Origin of the sequence: Pseudomonas sp. Tn43, from assembly GCF_014192635.1 — a bacterium.
Classification (GTDB): domain Bacteria; phylum Pseudomonadota; class Gammaproteobacteria; order Pseudomonadales; family Pseudomonadaceae; genus Aquipseudomonas.
Genome location: NZ_JACHYG010000001.1, coordinates 805,835 through 829,733 on the forward strand (window position 1 = coordinate 805,835; position 23,899 = coordinate 829,733).

A 23,899-nucleotide genomic window follows, 5' to 3' on the forward strand; every position below is an offset into this window, starting at 1 on the left:
AATTCGGCATCGCGTAATCCTTAGATAGGGACCGCTGATTGCTTTTCAAGAGATTATTTGAAGATTTTTTCAGGCCGCCTCAGACACCTGAAGCCCCAGTAAACGCGAGACATTATCCAGTTCCGTCTCACGCCGCAGGACGGTGAACAGCTCTACCGCTTCGGGATAATTGCGGGTCAGCATCGCCAGCCACTGCTTCAAGCGACCCGGCGATTGGCGTGGCGTCATTTGCGCCTTGGCTTGCAGCCAGAAGTCCTGAATCAGCGGCAGCAGCTCGGCCCAGGACATTTCCACGATGTCTTCACCGGCGCGAGCGGCGGCGATCTGCCGGGCCAGATCCGGACGCGATACCAGGCCGCGCCCGAGCATGATGTCCTCGACGCCGCTGATCTCGCGGCAACGACGCCAGCCCTCGACGCTCCAGATATCGCCGTTGGCAAACACCGGCACGTTGACCACGTCCTGCACCCGAGGAATCCATTCCCAGTGAGCTGGCGGCTTGTAGCCATCGGTCTTGGTCCGCGCGTGAACCACGATGTGCGCCGCCCCGCCTTCAGCCAGGGCCGTGGCGCAAACCAGCGCACCGTCCGGGCTGTCGAATCCGAGGCGCATCTTGGCGGTGACCGGAATATGCGCTGGCACCGCGCGACGGACGTGTTCGACGATTTGGTTTAGCAGTTCAGGTTCTTTGAGTAGCACCGCGCCGCCACGGGATTTGTTGACGGTCTTGGCCGGGCAGCCGAAGTTCAGGTCGATGACCTCGGAACCCAACTCGCAGGCCAGTGCGGCGTTTTCCGCCAGGCACACCGGATCGGAGCCCAGCAGTTGCACACGCAGCGGCACGCCGGACGCGGTTCGGGCGCCAGTCAGCAGTTCCGGGCCGAACTTGTGGTAATAGGCAGGCGTTAGCAGCTGATCGTTGATCCGAATGAATTCGGTCACGCACCAATCGATACCGCCCACACGGGTCAGCACGTCCCGCAGGATGTTGTCGACCAACCCCTCCATGGGCGCCAAAGCAATTTGCATGAAAAACACACTCAACGAAAAACGTGCGGCAGTTTACTGGATAATCTAAGGAAAGACTTGCGCATACCTCTGTGGCGAGGGGGCTTGCCCCCGTTCGGCTGCGTAGCAGTCGTAAAATTCGGGGGATCGCTACGCAACCCAACGGGGACTTGCCCCCTCGCCACAGGATCGTGTCAGCTTGGAACTTGCAACGCAGGACCATAGCCCTCGATGAATTCCGCCGGCATGCGCTTGGGCCTGCCGGTCGACAGTTCGATGCACACGAAAGTGGTTTGCGCCCGCAGCAACGTGGTGTTGTCGCTGGGCCGCTTGAGCTGGAAGTGGCGGGTCATTTTCAAGCGCTGATCCCAATCGACAATCCAGGTTGCCAGTTGCAGCTCGTCGCCCTCATAGGCCGCCGCCAGGTAATCGATCTCGTGGCGCACCACTGCCATTGCCCGGTCCAGCCGCCGGTACTCGACCAGATCCAGCCCGAGCCGTTGCGAATGGCGCCAGGCGCAACGCTCGAGCCAGGTCACGTACACCGCGTTGTTCGCATGGCCCAACCCGTCGATGTCCTCGGCGTCCACTTCCAGATCAATGATAAACGGCGTTGCCCGATCCCAGCCCATGCCCCACTCCTGGTCAGATTATTTCGACCGGGGCAGTGTAACGGATGCTCAGGCCGATTGGCGCGATTGCAGACTGCGACCGGCCAGCAGCGAAAGAACGCCGTCGATCACCCGCGGATCGGCCAGCACCCGCTGATGCCCGCCCTCTTCCAGGCGCAACAGACGGCTGTCGAACCAGGCTTCGTGGATCAATTGGGATTCCTTGACCGGAACAAAGTTGTCGTCCTCGGCATGGACGATCAACCCCGGCATATCGAGCTGATAGCGCGCAACATCCAGCGCGGCAGCGCGCATACCGACATCTTTCTCAATCTGGCGAATAAACGCCGAACGCGCTTTGGGCGGCAGGCGCACATAACGTGCGAACCCACGCAGTACCCCGAGAATTCGCGCCGGGGCGGCGATCGAGACCAGGGTTTCGGTGCGCAAGCCCAACTGAACCGCAAGCATGGCACTGGCGCCGCCCATGGAGTGACCGATCACCGCTTGCAGCGGCGGCAATTCAGCAGCCGCTTCGAGCATGGCCCGAGCGAACAGCACCACATTAGCCTCGCGACCAGGCGAGCGACCGTGAGCCGGACCGTCCAGGGCAACCACGGTGTAACCGGCATCCACCAGCGCGGTGATCAGCGCGGCAAACTGTGTCGGCCGGCCTTCCCAACCGTGCATCAACAACACCGCCGGCCCCTGCCCCCAACGCAGCGCCGAGAGGCCGAAGCGCAAGGTGATTCGTTCGGACTTCGCCAGCAGCGGCAACTCCCAGTCACGCGGCTGCAATTGCCGCGGCGTCATGAACGCCAGACGCATCTTGCTCGCCACCAGTTTCGGCGCGAACCAGCCCAAGGTGCCATTAACGCCACGAACCCAGCTCAACGTGTTCATCGCCCATCTCCTCAGGCTGGAGCCTTCAGGTCATAGCACTGCCGACTTGGCAGCGCGCAGTAATCGATCGGATAACTCTCCTGGCCCCAGCGCCCGTGCCAGAGCCAAACCACCGACCATCAAGGCCATGTCGGCCAAGGCTTTGTCGGCCTCTTCCGGGCTGGCCGCCAACTGCGCGACCATCAATTCGATATGCTCATTCAATGCCACACGAAATTCGTCCGGCAGACGGCCCAACTCGCCGACCGATGCCGGAATCGGACATGCCTGTTCGATGGAATCACGGTGTTTGCGCGACAGATAGAACGCTGCAACCAACGCGCGCCGCTCTTCGCCGGTCAGCTCGGCATCCATGTCGGCGATCAAGCCACGACGATGGCTGAGTAACTGCTTGAATGCTTCCAGCATCAATGCGTCCTTGCTTTCGAAGTGCGCGTAGAAGCCGCCGACCGTCAGGCCGGCCGCGCCCATCACTTCGCCCACGCTCGGCTCGGCCGGGCCGCGCTGAATCAGCGCTGAGCTGGCAGCCTTGAGGATGCGTTCGCGGGTTTGAGCTTTTTTATCGTTCATCGTTGCCTCCGAATATTACGAATAGAATATTATTCTCATAATAATTTTTCGCAAGTCGTGGATGTGACCGCTGGTCTGAAGAAAGTTTGAGGAAAAAGGAGAGTTTGCCAAACGCCAGACAAACAAAAGGGCCATTCAATAATTGAATGACCCTTAAAAATCCCGCAGAGCGGGTAATCGTGGCGTCCCCTAGGGGACTCGAACCCCTGTTACCGCCGTGAAAGGGCGGTGTCCTAGGCCACTAGACGAAGGGGACACAAACCCTTCTATACAACTGATCAGTGCTGAGAGCTGATCGATTCAAGGCCGGTGTGGCCAGACCTTGAACTGTAAAATTGGTGGAGCTAGACGGGATCGAACCGTCGACCTCTTGCATGCCATGCAAGCGCTCTCCCAGCTGAGCTATAGCCCCGGATTTTTCGCCTCGCGGCGGAGCGACATCTTGCAACATCGCTTCTGTAAAACTGGCGTCCCCTAGGGGACTCGAACCCCTGTTACCGCCGTGAAAGGGCGGTGTCCTAGGCCACTAGACGAAGGGGACGCAAACCCTTCTATACAACTGATCAACGCTGAGTGTTGATCGCTTCAAGGCCGGTGTGGCCAGGCCTTGAAGTGTAAATTGGTGGAGCTAGACGGGATCGAACCGTCGACCTCTTGCATGCCATGCAAGCGCTCTCCCAGCTGAGCTATAGCCCCTCATCGCTGAGGACGGGGCGAATCTTAATGGCGCATCGGAAGGCTGTCAAACTTATTTTCAACAATTTCCAAAATTTTTTGTCGCCATAACAATCACTTACCGCCCTCCCCCCGTAAATTCGGGGGCAGCACCGAAGATCGAGATCAAAAGATCGCAGCCTTCGGCAGCTCCTACAGAGTGAAACGCCGTTTAGGCGATATTACCCAACAGTTTTTCCCACTCCTTGTTTTCCTTCTTCGACACGCCGCCCAACAGGTCAATAGCCTGGCGCAGACGGAAACGGGTCAGGTCCGGCCCGAGGATTTCCATCGCATCGAGCACCGAAACCGAGCTGGCCTGGCCTGTGATCGCGGCGAACATCAGCGGCATGGCATCCCGCAGCTTCAGCTCCAGGGATTCGACCACCGACTGGATGGTTGCAGTAATGCTGTCCTTGTCCCACTGACGCAGGCTTTCCAGCTTCCACAGAATCAACTGCATCAACTGACGGACCTGATCGCCCGAGAGTTTCTTGGACTCGAACAGCTTGGCATCCGGGTTCACGCCACCGGCAAAGAAGAAGCCGGCAAGCGGCGCGACCTGGCTGAAGATTTCAACCCGGCCCTGCACGTGCGGTGCAATCTTCATCATGTATTCAGGATTCAGCGCCCACTTCTGCACGCGCACGGCAAACTCTTCCACCGACAGGTCACGCAGCCACTGGCCGTTGAGCCACGACAACTTCTCGATGTCGAAAATCGGCCCGCCGAGAGAGACGCGCTTAAGGTCGAAATTGTCGACCATTTCCTGCAACGAGAACTTCTCCCGCTCGTCCGGCATCGACCAGCCCATACGGCCCAGGTAGTTGAGCATCGCTTCAGGCATGAACCCCATGCGCTCGTAGAACGTCACCGAGGTCGGGTTCTTGCGCTTGGACAGCTTGCTCTTGTCCGGGTTACGCAGCAGCGGCATGTAGCACAGCTGCGGTTGTTCCCAGCCAAAGTATTCGTACAAGAGGATCAGTTTCGGCGCCGAAGGCAGCCATTCTTCACCGCGCAAAACGTGGGTGATGCCCATCAAGTGGTCATCGACAACGTTGGCCAGGAAGTACGTCGGCAAGCCGTCGGTCTTCATCAGCACTTGCATGTCCATGCGATCCCACGGGATCTCGACGTCGCCACGCAGCATGTCAGGCACGACGCAAACGCCTTCGGTCGGCACTTTCATGCGGATGACGTGTGGCTCGCCGGCGGCCAGGCGGCGCGCAACTTCTTCCTTGGAGAGCAATAGCGCACGGCCGTCGTAACGCGGGGTTTCGCCACGCGCCATTTGCTCGGCGCGCATCTGGTCCAGTTCTTCAGCCGTGCAGAAGCACGGAAAGGCATGACCCATGTCGACCAATTGCTGGCAGTACTTCTGATAGATATCGCCGCGCTCGCTCTGCCGATAAGGACCGTGCGGGCCGCCGACATCCGGGCCTTCGCTCCAGTCGATACCCAACCAGCGCAGGGCATCGTAAATCTGCTGTTCGGACTCGCGGGTCGAACGCAGTTGATCGGTGTCTTCGATACGCAGGATGAACTCACCGCCATGCTGCTTGGCAAAGCAGTAGTTGAACAAAGCGATGTAAGCGGTACCTACATGGGGGTCCCCGGTAGGCGATGGCGCGATGCGAGTGCGGACGGTGGTCATGGCATGTCTCGAAAAGAATAAAAGCGAAGATCAAACAAGAGGCGAATGGTAACAGGCGATCACTGCCCGGCTCCAGTGAGCGGGGTATTTAAGAAGTTTTGGACCATGGTGCACCTTTCGCGGGCAAGCCTCGCCGACACGACCCCCGTAGGAGCGAGGCTTGCCCGCGAAGAGGCCCTCACAGACAACACAAAAATCAAACAGCGATCAACCGCTCGCGCAACTTGCCGATTTCGTCGCGCAGCTGAGCCGCCGCTTCGAATTCCAGGTCGCGGGCGAGCTGGTACATTTTTTCTTCCAGCTGACGAATGCGTTTGCTGATCTCGCTTGGCGAGCGCAGTTCGGCCTCGTACCTGGCACTTTCCTCGGCGGCCTTGGCCATGCCTTTGCGCTTCTTGCTGCGCGAACCCGGCACAACCGCGCCTTCCATGATGTCGGCGACGTCCTTGAACACACCCTTCGGCGTGATGCCATTGGCCAGGTTGAAGGCGATCTGCTTGTCGCGACGACGCTCGGTTTCGCCGATCGCACGCTCCATGGAACCGGTGATGCGATCCGCATACAGAATTGCCCGCCCATTGAGGTTGCGCGCCGCCCGACCGATGGTCTGGATCAGCGAGCGCTCGGAACGCAGGAAGCCTTCCTTGTCCGCGTCGAGAATCGCCACCAGCGAGACTTCGGGCATGTCCAGGCCTTCACGCAGCAGGTTGATCCCCACCAGCACATCGAAGACGCCAAGGCGCAAGTCACGGATAATTTCGACCCGCTCCACGGTGTCGATGTCCGAATGCAGATAGCGCACGCGCACGCCATGGTCGGCCAGGTAATCGGTCAAATCTTCGGACATGCGTTTGGTCAGCGTGGTAACCAGCACCCGCTCCTCCAGGGCCACGCGCTTGGTGATTTCCGAGAGCAAGTCGTCGACCTGAGTCAACGCCGGGCGAATTTCGATTTGCGGGTCCACCAGGCCTGTCGGACGCACCAGTTGCTCGACCACTCGGCCGGCATGTTCCGCTTCGTAATTGCCTGGCGTGGCCGAGATAAAAATCGTTTGGGGGCTGATGCTTTCGAACTCGTCGAAACGCATCGGCCGGTTGTCCAGCGCAGAGGGCAGACGGAAGCCGTACTCCACCAGCGTCTCTTTGCGTGAACGGTCCCCCTTATACATAGCGCCAACTTGCGGCACGCTGACGTGGGATTCGTCGATCACCAGCAAGGCATCGGCCGGCAAGTAATCAAACAAAGTGGGCGGCGCCTCACCGGCGGCTCGTCCCGACAGGTAGCGCGAATAGTTTTCGATGCCGTTGCAGTAACCAAGCTCCAGGATCATCTCCAGATCAAAACGGGTGCGCTGCTCCAGTCGCTGAGCTTCCACCAGTTTGTTATTGGAACGCAGGTATTCCAGGCGTTCCTGCAATTCGATCTTTATCCCTTCGGTAGCTTCGAGCAGGGTTTCCCGCGGGGTCACGTAATGGCTCTTCGGATAGAAGGTAAAACGCGGCAGTTTGCGGATGACTTCACCGGTCAACGGATCGAAGGCGGACAGGCTCTCCACTTCGTCATCGAACAGCTCGATGCGGATCGCCTCGAAATCGGATTCCGCCGGATGAATATCAATCACATCGCCGCGCACCCGGAAGGTCGCCCGGGCGAAATCCATGTCGTTGCGGGTGTATTGCAGGTCCGCCAGGCGACGCAGCAGCGCGCGCTGGTCGAGCTTATCGCCGCGATCGACGTGCAACACCATCTTCAAATAGGTTTCCGGGCTGCCCAGACCGTAGATGCAGGACACCGTGGTGACGATGATCGTGTCCTTGCGCTCCAGCAGCGCCTTGGTGGCGGAAAGGCGCATCTGCTCGATGTGGTCGTTGATCGAGGCATCCTTCTCGATGAAGGTGTCGGACGACGGCACGTAGGCTTCGGGCTGGTAGTAGTCGTAGTAAGACACGAAGTATTCAACAGCGTTGTGCGGGAAAAACGCCTTGAATTCGCCATACAACTGCGCGGCCAGCGTCTTGTTGGGCGCCAGCACCAGCGTCGGGCGCTGTATCTGGGCGATCACGTTGGCGATGCTGAAGGTCTTGCCCGAGCCGGTCACACCGAGCAACGTCTGGTGCGACAGCCCGGCCTCAATGCCCTCGACCATCAAGCGGATGGCTTCCGGCTGATCGCCGGCGGGCTCGAAGCGGGTGACTAGCTGGAATTCAGACATAAGTACCTCTGGATTCGCGCCTGTACGGTCAAACCGGACAGCGACGAAAAAAACCACAAACGACCGATGTCGCCCGAGGAAAAAACTGGATTGTGCTCAATGTGGAGCCGATTGCCATCGCTTTCAAGGCAAACGTCCTGCATCGGGTAAAACCTATGACGACACCACCCGACCCGCGATCGAAAAATAATTGGAAAAACTTACGGTAAAAGCCGAATCGCCTGTCGCCATCAATCGCTGATGGCCTCTATACTAGCTCCCCGTTTGTGCACCGCTCTAGTGCATTCGGCTGGAGCGCGACACGTCCCTCCATACTCCATTCAGAGCCGCCGCAATAATGAGCCTGTTCTCCGCTGTCGAAATGGCACCACGCGATCCAATCCTGGGCCTCAACGAAGCATTCAATGCCGATACCCGCACCAACAAGGTCAACCTGGGGGTCGGTGTTTACTGCGACGAGGAGGGGCGAATTCCACTCCTGCGCGCCGTTGTCGAAGCCGAGACGATTCGCGCTGCTCAACACGTTTCCCGTGGTTACTTGCCGATCGACGGCATCGCCGCCTACGACCAGGCCGTGCAAAAACTGCTGTTCGGCAATGATTCACCGCTGATCGCCGCTGGCCGGGTTATCACCACCCAAGCCGTTGGCGGTACTGGCGCGCTGAAAATCGGCGCTGACTTCCTCAAGCAACTGCTGCCGAACGCCGTCGTTGCCATCAGCGACCCGAGCTGGGAAAACCACCGCGCGCTGTTCGAAACCGCTGGTTTCCCGGTGCAGAACTATCGCTACTACGACGCCGCCACCCACGACGTTAACCGCGTCGGCCTGCTGGAAGACCTGAACGCCTTGCCGTCCGGCTCTATCGTTGTGCTGCACGCTTGCTGCCACAACCCGACCGGCGTGGACCTGAGCCCGGCAGACTGGAAAAACGTGCTGGAAGTGGTCAAGGCCAAAGGTCACGTGCCGTTCCTCGACATGGCTTACCAGGGCTTTGGCGACGGTATCGATGAAGACGCCGCGGCCGTGCGCCTGTTCGCCGAATCGGACCTGACCTTCTTCGTTTCCAGTTCGTTCTCCAAATCCTTCTCGCTGTACGGCGAGCGCGTTGGCGCCCTGTCGATCGTCAGCGAATCGAAAGAAGAAGGCGCGCGCGTATTGTCGCAAGTCAAACGCGTGATCCGCACCAACTACTCCAACCCGCCAACCCATGGCGCAAGCATCGTCGCCGCCGTGCTGAACAGCCCGGTATTGCGCGCCCAGTGGGAAGAGGAACTGGCAGAAATGCGCCTGCGGATTCGCGGCATGCGCACCCAGATGGTCGACCTGCTGGCGAAAAACGCACCACAGCGCGATTTCAGCTTCGTGGGTCGTCAGCGCGGCATGTTCTCCTACTCCGGCTTGACGGTTGAGCAGGTTACCCGCTTGCGCAGCGAGTTCGGCATCTATGCACTGGATACCGGCCGCATCTGCGTTGCCGCGCTGAACCAGAGCAACATCGACGCCGTGACCAAGGCCATCGTTCAGGTGATCTGAGTCCTCGCGTGATACGAAAACGGGAAGCCAAAGGGCTTCCCGTTTTTTTATGGATCGCAGATATCTCTCGACCCGATGGCCAAGCCCTCTAGACTGCACACCATCCCCACTGTGGGAGCCGGACTTGCCTGCGATGAAACCATCACATTCAACATTTATGTTGGCTGATCGACCGCTATCGCGGGCAAGCCCGGCTCCCACAGGTTATGAGTACATCCGAGAATTCTTGAGAAACCCACATGAAAAACGATGACCTACGCGCCGACCGCGACGAGCTGGACTACTTCGTACCCCGCTCTTCGGCCAAACGCGGTAATAACCTGGTGCTGCAAGTGGCTGCGGGCGTGTTCCTTGGCGGTCTGGCGTTGTGGCTGGTACAACTGGGCGCCACGATGCTGTACGCCAAGCTGATGCTTGGCACCATCACCTTCGGCGGTTAAGCCAATTCGGTTGCACGCTGGCTGGCCGCGTCGTCATAGGCCACATAAAGCGACTCGGCCACCTGGCTTTTAATCGCCTTGGTGCTTTCCAGGCCCAGGACAAAACCTTCGGCCTTGCCGCCCGCGCGATTCAATTCGTCAGCGGTGCTGGCCTGAGTGATTGCGTCGAACAGTTTTTCGGCGTGCGGACCAACGCCTTTGGGCAGGCTGATCTGAGCGATGCTCATGCGAACACCCCGCTGTTTTGACGTGTGAGGATTGGGTGATTCATGGCGCATACCTTTTCGGCTGAGGGCCGGCAGCGCGTGTCACCACTTCCGGGCGACCATGGTAGACCTCTACCGCGATTCTGGTAACCGCCAATGGCCGATACCCCCCTCTGATCCGATGAAAACATCAAACTGCCGACAGAGGCTTGACTTCTCTTTTTGAATCAGTAACATAGGCGCCATTCCGCGATAGCTCAGTTGGTAGAGCAAGTGACTGTTAATCACTGGGTCCCTGGTTCGAGTCCAGGTCGTGGAGCCAGACAAGGTTCCAGAGAAGGCTTCCAAAATCTCTGCCCCCCCGAAAAACCCGCCTTATGGCGGGTTTTTTCGTTTTGGCGTTCTGTCGGATTCCGGTGGGTACCAGCCATTTTAAGAGTTTGGGATAAAGGTCAGTTCGATAAAAGGGAGTACCCTTATGTCGCGCACTACTGCTCCACTCTCCGACGCCGCTTGCCATTCGGCCAAGCCCACCGACCGCGCCTACAAGCTTTTCGACGGCGACGGCCTTTACCTTCTAGTCCAACCCAATGGCCGGGAAGGACTGACCTCATTCGGCAACTACCCCATCGTTGGCCTCGCCGATGCGCGCCGCAAGCGCTTGGAGGTCAAGCGAATGCTAGCGGATGGCATTGACCCCATAGGAGCCAAGAACCAAGCCAAGACGGACGCTTTGATCAAAGGCCGCACCTTTGAAAGCGTTGCCCTCGGCTGGCACACGGAAATGTCAGCCAAGTGGGCACCGGACTATTCCAAGACAGTGATGAGTCGCCTCAAAACTCACCTTTTCCCGCTGATCGGCGCCCGCGTCATTGTCGATCTAGATACCCACGACCTTATGCGCCCCCTGGACGCGATTAAGAAGCGCGGAACGATAGACATTGCTTTAAGGGTACAAAACTACCTGCAGAGCATCATGCGCGAGGCAAAGCGCCTCCGGCTTATCACCGTAAACCCTGCTTACGACCTCGTAGGCTCAATCAAAGCCTCGCGGGTCGTCCACCGCCCCGCCTTATCCTTATCGCGCTTGCCTGAATTGCAGGAACGGATCGACACCTATAAAGGCCGCGCACTTACCCGGCTGACGGTCTTGCTGTCGCTGCACGTGTTTGTACGCTCCAGCGAGCTGCGCTTCGCCCGCTGGAGCGAGTTCGACCTCAAACGTGCCGTCTGGGAAATACCCGACACGCGACCAGCGTTGGAAGGCGTACCCTTTTCCACAAGGGGTACGAAGATGGCAGGCGATATCCATCTTGTACCCTTATCGCCGCAAGCGATCGCCCTGCTCGAGCAGATCCACGCAATCACAGGCAAATTTGACTTGGTGTTCGCAGGCGATACCAAGTCTTGGAAACCAATGTCTGAAAACACGGTGAACAGCGCGCTTCGGAAGATGGGGTACGACACCAAATCCGAGATCTGTGGGCATGGGTTTCGTTCGATGGCCTGCAGCGCACTGATCGAGTCAGGTTTGTGGACGGACACAGCCATCGAGCGACAGATGAGCCACAAGGAACGCAACAACGTCCGCGCCGCTTACATCCACAAGGCCGAGTTCATCGAGGAGCGCAGGCTGATCATGAACTGGTGGAGTCGCTACCTTGAGGCTAATCAGCAGAAGCATGTCAGCCCACGCGAATTCGTCAATCAGACGGGTGCGAATGTCACTCGCCTAAAAGCAAAACGTGGCGCAACTGAGTAAGCGCTCGGTCCTCATATCTCAGTGATCCGTTTGTCCACGCGGGTCCATCCAAACAGGGCTGCAAAGCCGCCCTGTTTGGATGGACCTCACTTAAAAAATCTAAAGCCCACGCAATTGTCTGTGGAAAACCACTGATTTCCATTAGTGGATAATTTCATTCACAGCCGCAGAACTCCCGAAAATTCGAGCCTTGACCCAATTCTCCACAGGCGTAGAAAAGGTCGGGCAAAGTGCTGTCGTTGACAGCAACCCAGGTAGCCAGAACCTTCAAGGCTACGCCACGCTGGTTCTCCCAAAGTGCGATTAGCGTCCGGCGGCTCGCACGGTCACAGCGATGTGATGGATGCCACTTCTTCCAGAATGCCCACTGCGGCAACTCATGCCCTTTCATAGCTGCCCCGCAGCAACCTATCCGCCTGGCTATTTCCTTGCGCCAACCTGCGCCCGTCTCTTTCTTTTAGAAAGAGACGGGCGCTCCTACCACTGCTGCAGCCCAACTCGTAGAAGGCTTTGCGGCATCCCCCCTCGTGACAATCGGCGTGACAAACACCGAAGTCACCAGCGACAGCGATGCAGATGATGGTGCCGCAGTCCAAGGAATGGACTGCACCTGACTGACAGTCAGGCATGCCCCGGTCATCGCCTCACTGCTTTTACCTGACTCAGGATCTCGCGACGTTGGTTTCGTCAGCCGATGCAGCCTCCACTCGCCCGCATCCTCGGATGCGCCCAGGAGGCCAGATTCATGGGAGTTGCCCGGGATCTTGGTCGTAAAGAGCCGTCCGTTCCGCGTCAGTGAACACCCTCACAGGCCGCAGGGGCCTTCATCCCTGATAACACTCAACATCCGTGGCGGGAGCGTGAGGGCATCAGTGGGAGAACAGGAGAAAGGTGATGCTGCAATCAACCTGGAGCTTGCCGCCGCAACCCTTGCTGGAGGCCAACCCGACGCCATTAGATTATCCGGTGGCCGCCCTCGGTGATCTGCTGGGACCGGCCGTCGACGCATGGCCGAAGTGATTGGTGTGCTCCAGGCCATGGCCGCGCAATCGGTGCTGGTCACCTCGGCTTTGGCCACTCAGGGGCATGCCAATGTGCATTTGGATGGCCGGGTCTATCCGCTGTCACTGTACCTACTCACTATGGCGGCTTTCGCTGATCGCAAGACGGCGGTGGCTGGCCTTGCAGCCAGCCCGCGAATGGGAACGCCTGCAATGGCAGGCCTACCGCGGAAAACTCAGTCGCTAGCCCGCCACACTTGCCCCAATCTCAGAAGCAGATGGCAACGATCGATTGCCACACCGACACGCCAATCAGATAGAGCCAGAGCCCGTAGCGCCACGACTGACCTGACCAAAAGCCTGTGTTTGGGTCTGCCCAGCATGGGGCTGTTCAGCGACGAGGGCGGCCAATTCCTCGGTAGCAGCACCATGAGCCGGGACAACCGCCTTAAGGCCGTGACCACCCCGTCCTCGGCGTGGGACGGCAACCCCATCGATCACTCTCGCTCCATGGCCGGAGAAAGCCTGCGCGCCTATGACCGGCGCTTGAGCCTGCACTTAATGCTCCCTATTTGGCAGGTCGACTGCTTAAGGACCCGTTGCTCAACGGCCAAGGCATCTTCGCCCGTTGCCTGATCACCTGGCCACCGAGCTTGGCCGGACAGCGCTTTTATCAGCCGGTGGATCTCACCCAAGACATCAGTCTCAAACGCTACACCCAACGAATCACCGACCTGCTGCAACGTACGACCAGCGCCTCCAAGGCCGCGGACAATCTGCTACGGATTGCCGGCGTCCTTGCGGTACTGGAAGACCGCGACCTGATCGAGGTCACCCACATCCTATCTGCCAAACGGTCAGCAGCACGACGGATACACACACGAGGGAGGTCAGAAAGTGGCAAGTCAAAGATCACGCTTCAAGAGAGCACCATGAGAACACTCTGACCCACGGGAGCAGAGAGAGAGACCCTGTGACAAAGCGCCCATTAAAGCCTCCTGTGTTCGTGTTCGAATGTCACACCGACTAAACCTAGGGGCCTCAGCCTTTCACTGCTCCTGCAGTTAGCCCTGAGACAATGCGCCGCTGGAAGAACAAAACCAACAAAACAATGGGGATCGTCACAATGACCGAAGCGGCCATAATGTTGCCCCAAGGCAGTTCATGGGCGCTGCCACCGGTAATCAAAGCAATTGCTACAGGTACTGTGCGTTGCTCGTTGGTCAAGGTGAACGTCAAGGCAAAGAGAAACTCATTCCATGCTGCCACAAAGGCCAATAACCCTGTAGTCACTAAAACTGGCCACATCAGCGGCATCAATACACGGGTAATAATCGTCCAGGGCCCCGCACCGTCCATGATTGCCGCTTCCTCCAGTTCCTTGGGTAAACCTCGGATAAAAGTGGTCAGTACCCAGACAGTAAAAGGAAGTGTGAAAATCAAGTATGAAAGCGTCAGGCCAAGCATGTTGTTGTATAGGCCGAGCAAGCGGATCAGTTCGAACATGCCCGACAGAACAACGACCTGCGGAAACATGGAAACAGCCAGGATAGTCACGAGGATGGTGTTGCGCCCGCGGAAACGTATTCGCCCCAACGCATAGGAAGCGGTGACGCTCAGCAATAAAGACACCACAACCACAGAAAGCGAGACCAGCAGTGAGTTTAGAATATTAGCCCCGAAGCGCTGCTCACGGAATACAGAAACATAGTTTCCCCAGTGCCAGAGCTCAGGAAAATAGTCAACATTAAATAGCTGCGAAGATGGTTTAAGCGAGGAGATGATCGCGTAGTAAAACGGAAAGACAGAAACGAAAACAATCGTCGCCACCAGTAAGTAAAAGGCACAGGTCCCGAGTGCTTTTTTCATAACAAATCTCCTTAATGCTCATCGTCGAAGCGAACGCGCCCGGCCACGATATATAGAACGGTGCAGAAGGCCACAACCAGAAACAACAGCGTGGACGCGGCGGAACCGTAGCCGACTTCCTGGAAATCCAAGAGCTGCTGGCGTGCGTAAATCGACATCGACATGGTGTCTTTACTATTGGAGGTCAGTACATAAATGAGATCGAACACGCGTAAGGCATCCAGCACGCGGAAAAGCACTGCGACCATGATTGCGGGCCGAACCAGCGGCAATGTGACCCTGAAGAACACCCGCACCGGATGGATACCATCAACCTTCGCTGCTTCATAGCAATCGGAAGGCAGCATCTGCAGGCCGGCCAGAATGAGCAGCGCCATAAAGGGTGTAGTTTTCCAGACGTCCACCATCACCACGGCCATCATCGAGAGGTCTGGATCCGCCGTCCAGGCGAGCGGATGGTCGATGACGCCCAAGGCCATCAGCGCATGATTCAGGATCCCGAACTGATCGTTCAGCATCCAGCTCCACATTTTCGCTGAGACAATAGTGGGAATAGCCCAGGGGATCAGCACGGCCGCACGCACCCACGCACGCCCTGGAAACTGTGCGTTCAACACAAGAGCAACGATCGTACCCAGAACGACTTCCAGACTGACCGACACAACCGCAAAGCACGCGGTGTTCCATACCGCGCGCCACCAATCGGGATCCGTAAGCAGACCCGACCAGTGCCCAGCGTCAACACTTAGATAATTGGCAAAACCAATAAACTGCGCGCCGCTCAAATCCGCAAGATTGGCATTGGTGAAACCAAACCAAATAGTTCGGGCGAGCGGCCAGCCGGCAATAAGCGCCAGAACTACCAACATCGGGGCCAGAAACAGCCACGCTGACCGAACACGGTCGCGGGTTAAAGCGCTACTACGGGACGAGGGATTCTCTTGTTTTTCGCTGGAGCGGATATCCGCGATTGGCGATTTCGCCGTGGTAGTTACCATTTCCCACCCCGACTCATTCTGTTCAGTTTACGAGCTAACTCCTTCAAACTCGCCGCCGCATCGGTACGACCAGACAGAACGGAATAAACAGCATTGGAGAACTCGGCGCTAAACTGGTTGTATCGGACCCCAGTGATCGCAGACGGGCGAGCCGCGGCGCTGCTTAGTGTGTCGTAGAGCGGGTCTACCACCGGGCCAGCTGCCACTCGCACACTTTCATCCTTGTATAGGGCGGGGATTGTTGGGGCGTAGGAGCCTACGATGGCACGTCGTTTCTGCTCAGCCGCGCTGGTGAGGTACATCACCAGATCCGCCGCCAAGTCAGGTTCTTTGGAGTATTTGGAAACGGCTAGCTGCCACCCTCCAAGGATCGGCGAATGCCGCCCCTCTTCACCGCCTTTTGGGAGTACTGCTACACCGACTCTCTCCTTGACTGGACTGTCAGTATTGTTGACCAACGCCAACGCGTAAGGCCAGTTGCGCATGAACACCGCATCGCCGGATTGGAATACACCGCGGGCTTCTTCCTCGCCATAGTTCAGAACGCCTTGTGGGCTGATACTGCCCACCCACCCCTGGGCTAGCGTCAGAGCGGCCGTTGCCTCAGGATTGTCTATCGTCACCTTGCCGGCGGCATCGACGATTGCACCACCGTTGTAGCTCGACACCCACTCCAGGGCATTGCACGTGAGCCCTTCATAATTGCGGCCCTGCCAGACAAACCCCCACAACTTGTCATGACCGGTAGCACGCTCGGCATCCTGAATCTTCTGAGCCGTGGTGCTCAATTCGTCCCAGGTTTCCGGGACTTTCGCCTTATATTTTTCCAACAGATCTTTGCGGTAATACAGCACTCCTGCATCGGCAAACCAGGGCATCGCGACCAACCGATTGCCTACGGTGTTGTTTTTGATAATTGAGGCGAAATGCTCTTCAGTCCCACTACCGACCTTTTCCTTCAGATCGATCAGATGCTGCGCCAGTATTCCCGGCCAAACGACGTCGATCTGCAATACATCGATATCCGATGAACCAGCGCTTAATAGCTGTTGATACAGCGCCAATCGGCCTGAGTCCGGCGACGACACCACATTAACCTTGTTACCACTTTGCTGTGCCCAGGCCTCAGCGCCCTGCGTGCACATTTCCAGATCTTTGCCGTTCGCAATACAAGAGATGGTTACAGTCGCTGCTGAGCAAATACCCGATTGCAGTAGCGATGCCACGAGAATACCCAAGCCGAATCTGGTGTAGTTGCGCATGTTCATATTGCCTCCAGCCTCGCAGACACAACGCGCCTTAAGTGGGTAGCGTTACGCCGTGCAAAATCATTATTGTTGTGTTTTGGCTTTCGCCGAACGCATTCGTGTATTTAATGGAACGCGCGTCCGGGGAGTCGCCCGATTCCAGATGACTTGTCGGAGACCGCCAGGGCACGATTGTTCGCAGCGAGCGCAACCTCGACCGCGGCTACCCTCGGGTAAGCTCTTTGATCAGCGGCAAATAGATGGCTACCGTGCTTTGGTACGTGGAGTGTGAGCGTGTCACCGATTTGTATTGACGTCGCCACCGGCACACGAGCCGTAAGCAATCCATCACGGGAACCTGGGATGTCAAGGTAGGCAAAGGTCTCGTCACCAAGATGCTCCAACACTTCCACCCTGCCGCTCAAACTCTGATCAAGGGTTGCCGAATGGGCAACTACCAAGTGCTCTGGACGAATGCCGAGGATCACCTCGTCACCCGGCTTGGCGCCTCCCGCCTCCACAGCCACCGTCACGTGACTTCCACCAGGCAGCAAGACAGTTGCCTCATGAGAATTAATGCAAACAATCCTGCAATCGACGAAATTCATCTTGGGTGAACCAATAAATCCGGCGACAAACAGATTTTTCGGATGATTGTAAAGCTCCAATGGTGCCCCGATCTGTTCCACATTGCCCTTGTTAAGCACCACAATCTTATCCGCCAGGGTCATGGCTTCGACCTGATCATGGGTCACGTACACCATGGTTGCCTTGAGGTCTTTGTGTAGTTTGGCGATTTCGATACGCATTTGTACCCGTAAAGAGGCGTCCAGATTGGATAGCGGTTCGTCGAACAGAAACACCTCTGGTTGTCTGACAATCGCCCTGCCAATGGCAACCCGCTGTCGCTGACCACCCGATAGTTGTTTGGGCTTACGACCGAGCAAATGGTCGAGTTGCAGAATGCTCGCTGCTCGCAGGACACTGTCCTTGATTTCCTTTCGGTCTTTGCCAGCCAGTTTCAACCCAAAGGCCATGTTGTCGTACACACTCATGTGCGGGTACAACGCGTAAGACTGAAACACCATCGCGACACCACGCTTGGCCGGAGGTAAGGTGTTGGCCAGTACGTCGCCGATCAGCAACTCGCCGTCGGTGATGTCCTCCAGACCCGCAATCATCCGCAATAACGTTGATTTCCCACACCCGGAAGGACCGACGAAGACACAGAACTCGCCGTCTTCGATATCCATATCCACACTCTTGATGATCTGGTGGGTATCGTAAGTCTTACCTACATTACGCAACTGAACTCTTGCCATTTTTCCTCCTGGACATCCGCGCGAACGATTCGAGCGGCCTGCCTCGCGCCAAGCGCACAATTAATGGTTGAACGCTTGCTCGATTCGCGGGCAGCAGCTCGTAGAGCGTTTTATACGTCGTCGGGAGGAAACCCTCGAAGGGCTACGTGGATACTGGCGAACTTCGCGCTGGGTGCAGACGTCTTTGCATAGAGGAAAAGTAGACGCCCCCCCCAAAACCAATCTATCGCGGTGAAACCCAAGAGCGACGAACGGATTCAATCCGCCTTTTATTTGATAGGCCAGGCAAGCGTGACTCCCGAATGACGGTTTCACACTGACCTTCCGATGGCCAACTGTACTGATCATAGATGTCTCCCACTTTCTTTTTGTTATTGTTGCGCTCAAGCACTTGCAGCCTAGCCCAAAGCGCTTTGGATTGGCTATAGCAACGGCGCACAGACACAGCTAATGAACACCGATAAATACCGGGTGACTCCCTGCTCTGTCGAGCAGGGAGTTGATCACTCATCTCAGCCATGCCGCAGCATTGGCGGGTAAAACGTAGGGTTGATTGATCGGTTCGCTGGAGATCAGAAGCTGACCGTCAGGAAGTGCAGTGGCCATGTCTGTCAGATTGATCACGATGCGGATCGGGCCATTGTCAAACAACAGTACCCCTTGGGCCGAGGGCAACCAGGTCAGAGAACCGCTACCCAACCCATACTCACGGCGCAGCTGTAGCAATTGGCGATAGAGCTCCAGCGTTGATTGCGGGTTGCCTTGTTGTACATCTGCACTGTATTGGGCGAATGACTCCGGCTGAGGCAACCAGGACTCCCCTGCTGTGCTGAATCCATAAGACGCTTCTCCCGAAACCCAGGGGATCGGCACACGGCAACCGTCGCGCCCTACTTCCTCCCCATTGGTGCGGAAAAAGCGAGGGTCCTGTCGGTGAGCTGCGTCCAGGGTTGTATGCTCAGGCAAACCCAGCTCTTCACCCTGATAGATGTAAGCCGATCCCGGTAATGCATGCGTCAGAAGCGCCGCAGCACGAGCACGACGTAATCCCAATGCTTCATCCGGCTGCTCTCTGGATGCATCAATACCCCTGGGGCGAGTACCAGGGTTGCTCAGGCCATATCGTGATGTATGCCTAACAGTATCGTGGTTGGACATGACCCAAGTCGTCGGCGCCCCAACATGAGCGGCGGCAGCCATAGAGGTATCGATTACCTCTCTCAATGCCCTGGCATCCCAGTGTGTCAGCAGATAATCAAAGTTGAAGGCTTGGTGCATTTCATCGCTGCGCACATAACGCGCCAGCCGAGATTGCGGCTGGACCCAGGCTTCGGCGACCAGCATGCGATCACCGGCGAACTCTTTCAGCACCTTGTTCCAGCTGCGATAAATATCATGTACGCCTTCCTGGTCCCACATCGGTCCAACGTTCATGGCGCTTTCTTCCGGGTCTTCGCTTTCCCAATCGGGCAACCCGGGTACTTTTACCAACGAATGTGCCACATCGACACGGAATCCATCGACGCCTCGCTTCAACCAAAAACGCAAGATGTCTTCAAACTCCGCCCGCACTTCGGGGCATTCCCAATTGAGATCCGGTTGGCTACTATCAAACAGATGCAAATACCATTGTGTTTCTCCGGGAATGCGAGACCATGCATCACCGCCGAAAACGCTTTGCCATTTGTTCGGTGGAAACTCGCCGTTCTCACCTTTACCATCACTGAAGAGGTAGCGATTACGCTCCGCACTTCCCACTGGGGTCTTCAGAGCTGACTGAAACCAACTGTGGGCGCTGGACGTATGGTTGGGCACCAAGTCGATGATGACCTTGATCCCTTTTTCGTGGGCCTGCTCCAACATCCGGTCGAAATCATCCAGCCTGCCAAATAGCGGATCGACATCGCAGTAATCCGCCACATCGTAGCCAGCATCCATCTGGGGAGAGCGATAGAATGGAGAGAGCCAAATAGCATCTATCCCTAATGAAGAAAGATAGGGAATTTTCGATGAGATTCCGACCAAGTCACCTATACCGTCGCCATTCGCGTCGGCAAAAGAGCGAGGATATATCTGATAAATAACAGCGCTGCGCCACCACTCCGCACCGACACGGTATTCGGTCATGGGCTCTTCTTTAATATGGATAGACATACTTGCTTCCTTTACCTGCGTCTCGTGTTTAAAGTCAATGAATACGATTTTATTAGCGCACGCTATGCATCCGATACAGCCCCAAAACACTTACCAGTGCAAAACAGTCGTCAAAACAAATAGCGAACTACCCCACGGCCCGACAATAAACAATTAACCCACGACCAGCACAATCGCCTACCGATGCGCATCAGTTATATTGTTACGTGAGTCGTAAGATGGAAAACACTTCTTAATTACTTGAGCATCACGGTACTGTTTAACGAGTACTGCTTTCAGTATTTCAGGTAAAGCACCAGTGGACGTTTATTTTATAAGCCATGAAGTTTTATCTCGTGAGCGCCAGCGCACTTCTATCTTTTTTACCGAGGACCTTATTCAGGACACATCTGAGCTACCACCACTCCAGTTTCACCCCCGCCGACGAGCCACTTCGGGAGTTGCCAAAGATGCCACTCGTCAGGGCAATAGTGGCCTTGGTCAGGTTTGATCTTCCGCTTGAGACTCAAGTGAGCCCAAGAGAAAAGATCGCAGCCTTCGGCAGCTCCTACGGGGTTATGTATCGCTTATTTCCACCAATACTCGACCTGCAATCCGACGTTCGAACCGTGTCGCGCCGTGCCGAAGGCGCCGGTGTCGGACAACGCCGAACCCGCCGCCAGTTCATTGGCCGCCCGTTTGGCCGCCTCGTTCCAGCTGGCATAGGTGTAATACAGACGCACCTCGGGGCGCGCCCAGAATTCCGGCCCCTTGGGCGACCACGTCGGGGCGAAGGTGAACTTGTTCAGCTTGCGCGTCCCGCCCTTGGCTTCAACCTGATCGTGTCCCAGTTCAGTCACGAATTTGAACTGCTCGGTGATCGCATAGGCCGGGCGAATACCCAGGGAGATCCAGTTCTGATCAGCGCCGTCCGGGCGAATGTCTTTCTGGTAGACCGCTTCGACTTGCCCGCCGAAACGCGGCGTCACTTGCCAGTCGAAGAACTCCACCACGCGATAGCTTTTACTACTGTCGTCCAGCCTCACGTTACCGGTATAGCCCAACCCGGTGCCGGGGCCTTCGCCGTACTGAAAGGCCAGTTTATTCTTGCCACCCAGAAAGCCCTTCTGCACATGCTGGGTGGTGATCGCCCAACCGCGATGAGCGTCGCGGCTGTCGGGTTTGTCGATGTAGCTCAGGCCGAACTCCAGCTCACCGCCAGGGTTGGTGTTGAAGCCGGCGACGTTGAAATCGTGACGGTTGATGTAGTCCTTCTGGTACAGGTTGTCTTTGCGCGAGAAGGCGTAGCTGTACTTCAGATCGCCGATCAGCACATCTTCGATACCGCCACCGGTGGCGCTCTGGTTCCAGTAGTAGAAGTCGGAAATGTGGATATCGTTCCGCTTGTAGAAACGCCGACCGGCCCACAGCGAGCCGCCGTTGAGGCTGGGCATGTTCGACCATTGCGCATACAGCTGCGGCATGCGCACTGAGCCGTTGTCACCGTTGAACGTCAGGCTGCGGTCGTACTGGTTATACAGCGAAGCCATGCCATCGACACTGAGTACCGAGCCGTCGTCCAGGGTGAACAGATCCTGACGCAACTCCAGCTCCGCATACTGTTCGCATTCGTTACCCAACCGGTATTTCGACTGCGCGCCCGGCAATTGAAAACATGACTGGGAACTGCTGTTGACCGAGGTGCCGACACCGCTACGCACATAGCCGGCGAATTCCAGCGCATGGGCCGATAACGGTAACGCCAGGCACACGCCCGCCGCTACAAGGTTGAGATTTATTGTTGTTTTCAAGAACCACCCATTATTTTTATTGTGCTCATCCGGCAAAACCTGCGCGTAAAAACCCCCACGCAGTTTGGATACCCAAGTCTGCGACCCGTTTGGGGCGATATAACGCTGATAAATGCCCACCAACTGACCGCCAAAATTCTCGATTGCCTGCCAACCGAATGCTTCAACAGCCCGGAAGCTCTCATCTGATTTTCCGGCTGTGCCAGCACAGACTCCCGCATGAATGAGGGCGACCAACCGGACCCTTCTCGCTGTTTTAGGCATGGCATGCCTCCAACTTATTTTTATTTTTTTGTTTCAACCAACACGTCAAACCAAAGCGCTTTTGATTGTTTAGATCGACGCTTTTCCAATCATCCAAAGCGCTTTGGAAAAAGACTATAACAAGCCAACAAAAGACACAAGAGCGATTTTCCGTGCGTGATCGGTGCTTACGTGAAAAGGTTTGGAACACGCCAGCGACTGACAGCCGCCAATGCCACCACCTGTGCAATCGTTCAAGTGAGAGGGGATACCCAGTGATAATTACGCAGATTGCTCAAGGGGCCACCGTTCGGGCCAGGCAAAGCGCTTTGAGGATGTAGGTGGGGAAATGTAGTATTCGAGAAAATCCAAAAATTATGGCGTTTTGTGCAATCACACAGCGCTCTCGCCTTTCAGGTCAATCATCGTCGTATGAATCTCAAAGAACTTGCCAATAAGCTGGGGTTGTCACAGACAACGGTCAGTCGTGCCCTAAATGGCTACACGGATGTCAGCGAAAAAACCCGAGAACGAATCGTGACCGCGGCCGCCGCCGCGGGCTATCGCCCCAGTCCCGTGGCACGTCGATTGGCTACCGGCCGCGCAGATGCCATCGGCATCATCTATCCGCTTATGATCCATGACCTTGACGATCCATACTTTCTACAAGTGGTCTCCGGCATGACCGAAGCCTTGGGCAAATCGGATATGGATCTGATGCTTGCTTCAGCCTCTAAAACCGATGAAATCCGCACCTACCAACGCATGATCGAGGGACGACGCATAGACGGGATGGTTGTGGCCCGAACTCGATTGAACGATGCCCGGTTGTCGTATCTTGCCCAGAAAGGCATCCCGTTTGTTGCCTACGGTCGGAGTATCCTTCCTGCGCCGTATGCCTGGCTCGACTTCGACACAGCAGCGGGACTGCGCATGGCTGTGGAGCGACTGGTTAGCCTTAATCACCAGCGTATAGCCCTACTGAGCGGACCACAGGATCTGTATTTTGTGACTCAATCCCGCGAGGGATATCTCAAAGCGATGGGGGACGCGCAACTGCCGATAGAACAGCAGTACATGGTGGAAGGCACCCTGGATCGTGCCGGGGGATACGAGGCCATGACTCGCCTCCTCTCATGTAATCCTCGACCGACCGCAGTCATTGTGGATAACCCTCCCGCCGGCGCTGGCGCCCTGCGTGCACTCATTGAAGCGGGCGTCGAACTGCGCAACGAAATGTCGATCATTGTCCATGACGGTCTGCCGCCGGACGCGTTCATGGGGTACGACATCACTGCCCTACAATCCTCCGAACCTCTCGCCGTCGGTAGGAAACTCATAGAGTTGATGCTCGCACTGCTTGACGGCGAATCACCTGAAAACCTTCAGGTACTGTGGCAGCCCACCTTGAAAATCGGCACCTCCGATGGCCCCTGCCCAGTTAACATCTGAACCACAGTAATTCCACCTGCTTTATAGGTACTGTTGCCTTCAGTTATCCACAGATAGAAGCACGGACGGTCGCGACAGGGATGACAGCTACCTGCCCCCACCCCGCACAGATCCGTACGTGCAGAACTACCACATACGGCTCCTGCCTCGGGTGCGTGACGCGAAGCGCCTCAGGATAAGGATGTGCATTTCTGGGCCTAGGTATGTAG

At 56.8% G+C, this 23,899-nt stretch carries 17 protein-coding genes, 5 tRNA genes and 1 pseudogene; 6 read left to right on the forward strand and 17 right to left on the reverse strand.

Annotated features, from left to right (window positions below; genetic code table 11):
- Positions 1-69: 69 nt before the first annotated feature.
- The 10 genes from FHW68_RS03625 to uvrB all read right to left on the reverse strand — a co-directional run bounded on the left by FHW68_RS03625 (position 70) and on the right by uvrB (position 7,672).
- The gene (locus tag FHW68_RS03625) at positions 70-1,029 is read right to left on the reverse strand and encodes a tRNA-dihydrouridine synthase (protein ID WP_183678831.1); all 960 of its coding nucleotides are present in this window, start codon (positions 1,027-1,029) and stop codon (positions 70-72) included.
- 173 nt (positions 1,030-1,202) lie between these two features.
- The gene (locus FHW68_RS03630) at positions 1,203-1,640 is read right to left on the reverse strand and encodes a thioesterase family protein (RefSeq protein ID WP_183678833.1); all 438 of its coding nucleotides are present in this window, start codon (positions 1,638-1,640) and stop codon (positions 1,203-1,205) included.
- Positions 1,641-1,688: 48 nt separating this feature from the next.
- A complete protein-coding gene (locus FHW68_RS03635) occupies positions 1,689-2,522 on the reverse strand; it encodes an alpha/beta fold hydrolase (protein WP_183678835.1) in 834 nt (277 codons plus the stop codon).
- Between the two features lie 30 nt (positions 2,523-2,552).
- On the reverse strand, positions 2,553-3,092 hold the full coding sequence (locus tag FHW68_RS03640; RefSeq protein ID WP_095633302.1) for a TetR/AcrR family transcriptional regulator: 540 nt from the start codon (positions 3,090-3,092) through the stop codon (positions 2,553-2,555).
- Positions 3,093-3,272: 180 nt separating this feature from the next.
- Positions 3,273-3,348 (reverse strand) — tRNA-Glu (locus FHW68_RS03645).
- A gap of 80 nt (positions 3,349-3,428) precedes the next feature.
- Positions 3,429-3,504, reverse strand: a tRNA-Ala gene (locus tag FHW68_RS03650).
- Between the two features lie 53 nt (positions 3,505-3,557).
- Positions 3,558-3,633 (reverse strand) — tRNA-Glu (locus FHW68_RS03655).
- A gap of 79 nt (positions 3,634-3,712) precedes the next feature.
- A tRNA-Ala gene (locus FHW68_RS03660) sits at positions 3,713-3,788 on the reverse strand.
- 190 nt (positions 3,789-3,978) lie between these two features.
- Positions 3,979-5,460 (reverse strand): glutamate--tRNA ligase, encoded by a 1,482-nt coding sequence (gene gltX / locus FHW68_RS03665; RefSeq protein ID WP_183678837.1) that lies wholly within the window; start codon positions 5,458-5,460, stop codon positions 3,979-3,981.
- Positions 5,461-5,656: 196 nt separating this feature from the next.
- A complete protein-coding gene (gene uvrB / locus FHW68_RS03670; protein WP_183678840.1) occupies positions 5,657-7,672 on the reverse strand; it encodes an excinuclease ABC subunit UvrB in 2,016 nt (671 codons plus the stop codon).
- A gap of 337 nt (positions 7,673-8,009) precedes the next feature.
- On the opposite strand from uvrB, the gene FHW68_RS03675 reads away from it, so the two are divergent.
- The gene (locus FHW68_RS03675; protein ID WP_095634577.1) at positions 8,010-9,206 is read left to right on the forward strand and encodes an amino acid aminotransferase; all 1,197 of its coding nucleotides are present in this window, start codon (positions 8,010-8,012) and stop codon (positions 9,204-9,206) included.
- A 239-nt stretch (positions 9,207-9,445) separates the two neighbouring features.
- A complete protein-coding gene (locus tag FHW68_RS03680; protein ID WP_183678841.1) occupies positions 9,446-9,646 on the forward strand; it encodes a hypothetical protein in 201 nt (66 codons plus the stop codon).
- On the opposite strand, the gene FHW68_RS03685 is transcribed toward FHW68_RS03680, so the two are convergent.
- Complete coding sequence (locus FHW68_RS03685) at positions 9,643-9,873, reverse strand: hypothetical protein (RefSeq protein ID WP_008007186.1); 231 nt, start codon at positions 9,871-9,873, stop codon at positions 9,643-9,645. The genes FHW68_RS03680 and FHW68_RS03685 overlap by 4 nt on opposite strands.
- A gap of 225 nt (positions 9,874-10,098) precedes the next feature.
- Here FHW68_RS03685 and FHW68_RS03690 point away from each other — a divergent pair.
- The 3 genes and pseudogenes from FHW68_RS03690 to FHW68_RS03700 all read left to right on the forward strand — a co-directional run.
- Positions 10,099-10,174 (forward strand) — tRNA-Asn (locus tag FHW68_RS03690).
- Positions 10,175-10,330: 156 nt separating this feature from the next.
- Positions 10,331-11,614, forward strand: coding sequence for a phage integrase central domain-containing protein (locus FHW68_RS03695; RefSeq protein ID WP_183678842.1), 1,284 nt, complete (start codon positions 10,331-10,333; stop codon positions 11,612-11,614).
- Positions 11,615-12,508: 894 nt separating this feature from the next.
- A pseudogene (locus FHW68_RS03700) lies at positions 12,509-13,466 on the forward strand (DUF3987 domain-containing protein); the annotation flags it as partial.
- 190 nt (positions 13,467-13,656) lie between these two features.
- Here the strand turns inward: FHW68_RS03700 and FHW68_RS03705 are convergent.
- From FHW68_RS03705 to FHW68_RS03730, 6 genes are all read right to left on the reverse strand, one after another.
- Positions 13,657-14,484 (reverse strand): carbohydrate ABC transporter permease, encoded by an 828-nt coding sequence (locus FHW68_RS03705; RefSeq protein WP_095631408.1) that lies wholly within the window; start codon positions 14,482-14,484, stop codon positions 13,657-13,659.
- Between the two features lie 11 nt (positions 14,485-14,495).
- Positions 14,496-15,482, reverse strand: coding sequence for a carbohydrate ABC transporter permease (locus tag FHW68_RS03710; protein ID WP_183678843.1), 987 nt, complete (start codon positions 15,480-15,482; stop codon positions 14,496-14,498).
- Positions 15,476-16,744 (reverse strand): ABC transporter substrate-binding protein, encoded by a 1,269-nt coding sequence (locus FHW68_RS03715; RefSeq protein ID WP_221217027.1) that lies wholly within the window; start codon positions 16,742-16,744, stop codon positions 15,476-15,478. Before FHW68_RS03715 ends, FHW68_RS03710 begins: the two co-directional genes overlap by 7 nt.
- 110 nt (positions 16,745-16,854) lie before the next feature.
- Complete coding sequence (locus FHW68_RS03720; protein WP_183678846.1) at positions 16,855-18,051, reverse strand: ABC transporter ATP-binding protein; 1,197 nt, start codon at positions 18,049-18,051, stop codon at positions 16,855-16,857.
- Positions 18,052-18,558: 507 nt separating this feature from the next.
- Positions 18,559-20,205, reverse strand: coding sequence for a glycoside hydrolase family 13 protein (locus FHW68_RS03725; protein ID WP_183678849.1), 1,647 nt, complete (start codon positions 20,203-20,205; stop codon positions 18,559-18,561).
- Between the two features lie 566 nt (positions 20,206-20,771).
- The gene (locus tag FHW68_RS03730) at positions 20,772-21,995 is read right to left on the reverse strand and encodes a carbohydrate porin (protein ID WP_183678851.1); all 1,224 of its coding nucleotides are present in this window, start codon (positions 21,993-21,995) and stop codon (positions 20,772-20,774) included.
- A 675-nt stretch (positions 21,996-22,670) separates the two neighbouring features.
- Here FHW68_RS03730 and FHW68_RS03735 point away from each other — a divergent pair.
- Positions 22,671-23,690: a substrate-binding domain-containing protein gene (locus FHW68_RS03735; protein WP_095633092.1), complete on the forward strand. Its 1,020-nt coding sequence runs from the start codon at positions 22,671-22,673 to the stop codon at positions 23,688-23,690.
- Positions 23,691-23,899: the final 209 nt, after the last annotated feature.

Bases quoted from the DNA above. Each gene is read 5' to 3' on its own strand.
- FHW68_RS03625 (WP_183678831.1), bottom strand. From the start codon at position 1,029: ATGCAAATTGCTTTGGCGCCCATGGAGGGGTTGGTCGACAACATCCTG.
- FHW68_RS03630 (WP_183678833.1), bottom strand. From the start codon at position 1,640: ATGGGCTGGGATCGGGCAACGCCGTTTATCATTGATCTGGAAGTGGAC.
- FHW68_RS03635 (WP_183678835.1), bottom strand. From the start codon at position 2,522: ATGAACACGTTGAGCTGGGTTCGTGGCGTTAATGGCACCTTGGGCTGG.
- FHW68_RS03640 (WP_095633302.1), bottom strand. From the start codon at position 3,092: ATGAACGATAAAAAAGCTCAAACCCGCGAACGCATCCTCAAGGCTGCC.
- gltX (WP_183678837.1), bottom strand. From the start codon at position 5,460: ATGACCACCGTCCGCACTCGCATCGCGCCATCGCCTACCGGGGACCCC.
- uvrB (WP_183678840.1), bottom strand. From the start codon at position 7,672: ATGTCTGAATTCCAGCTAGTCACCCGCTTCGAGCCCGCCGGCGATCAG.
- FHW68_RS03675 (WP_095634577.1), top strand. From the start codon at position 8,010: ATGAGCCTGTTCTCCGCTGTCGAAATGGCACCACGCGATCCAATCCTG.
- FHW68_RS03680 (WP_183678841.1), top strand. From the start codon at position 9,446: ATGAAAAACGATGACCTACGCGCCGACCGCGACGAGCTGGACTACTTC.
- FHW68_RS03685 (WP_008007186.1), bottom strand. From the start codon at position 9,873: ATGAGCATCGCTCAGATCAGCCTGCCCAAAGGCGTTGGTCCGCACGCC.
- FHW68_RS03695 (WP_183678842.1), top strand. From the start codon at position 10,331: ATGTCGCGCACTACTGCTCCACTCTCCGACGCCGCTTGCCATTCGGCC.
- FHW68_RS03705 (WP_095631408.1), bottom strand. From the start codon at position 14,484: ATGAAAAAAGCACTCGGGACCTGTGCCTTTTACTTACTGGTGGCGACG.
- FHW68_RS03710 (WP_183678843.1), bottom strand. From the start codon at position 15,482: ATGGTAACTACCACGGCGAAATCGCCAATCGCGGATATCCGCTCCAGC.
- FHW68_RS03715 (WP_221217027.1), bottom strand. From the start codon at position 16,744: ATGCGCAACTACACCAGATTCGGCTTGGGTATTCTCGTGGCATCGCTA.
- FHW68_RS03720 (WP_183678846.1), bottom strand. From the start codon at position 18,051: ATGGCAAGAGTTCAGTTGCGTAATGTAGGTAAGACTTACGATACCCAC.
- FHW68_RS03725 (WP_183678849.1), bottom strand. From the start codon at position 20,205: ATGTCTATCCATATTAAAGAAGAGCCCATGACCGAATACCGTGTCGGT.
- FHW68_RS03735 (WP_095633092.1), top strand. From the start codon at position 22,671: ATGAATCTCAAAGAACTTGCCAATAAGCTGGGGTTGTCACAGACAACG.